The following is an 876-nucleotide window of genomic DNA, read 5'->3' on the forward strand; positions in this document are numbered from 1 at the left end:
AGGCCGACAAATATTGATAAAACATAACAAAGCAGTTGCAATATACTATGGAACTCTTAACCATCAGCAAAGCGGCAAAAAATCAGGCAGGGGTTTCGGGAAGTGATTGCGGGAGTGTTGCAGGATGACGAAGCCGAAAATAAAGAAAACGGTTAACCCGGAAGACGGCCTGAAATACACCGTCTGCGGCGAGTTTTTCCCGGAAGTCTACCCTGACATTCGCTCCCAGAAGTGGGGCCGGGGCGACGAAGACCCCCTGACCACCGAGATGCGCCTTTTTTGCGCCTGTACCCGATGGACCTTCAACCGGATATTGGAAGGCCGTTTCCGTAATGAACTCAAAAAAGAAGGCCAGAAGTTATTTGGCATAAACTCCCGTTTTTGTGACGATGCCATATTAAAGGCAAAGGCCATTATTGAATCACAGCGGGAACTGCTGGCGCTGGAAATCGAAGAAACCGGAACGAAGCTGGCCCGGGCCAGGAAGAAACTAGACCGGGCGGAAAAAGACCTGTCCATAGCGATAAAAACTGGTAATCCGGTAAAAATCGAGAAAGCCGAACGCATCGTACACGGCCGCAAAGCGCGGGTCAAAAAACTGAAGACGAAGCTGGATGAACTGAAAACCCATCAAAATAATGGCACCATACCCACAGTAGTTTTTGGCGGCCGTTCTTTGTGGAAGCGGGTCTGCAGGGGTAGAGCCGCAAAAGAAGAATGGCGAAACGCCCGGCAGAACCGGCTGTACGCCCGGGGGGACGAAACCAAGGGCGGCAACCCGAACATCAAGATAAGCTACCGCAGCGGAGAATTTGCTTTGTCCGTGACCGTCTCACATCTATCGGAACAGGCGGGCACGGACAGTAAAGGGCGGCC

At 51.8% G+C, this 876-nt stretch carries 1 pseudogene; it reads left to right on the plus strand.

Going from position 1 to position 876, the window contains the following annotated elements:
- Positions 1–124: 124 nt before the first annotated feature.
- Positions 125–876 (plus strand): annotated as a pseudogene (locus GFC01_RS17775) (IS200/IS605 family accessory protein TnpB-related protein); the annotation flags it as partial.

This window comes from Desulfofundulus thermobenzoicus (assembly GCF_009428905.1).
GTDB classification, from domain to species: domain Bacteria; phylum Bacillota; class Desulfotomaculia; order Desulfotomaculales; family Desulfovirgulaceae; genus Desulfofundulus_A; species Desulfofundulus_A thermobenzoicus.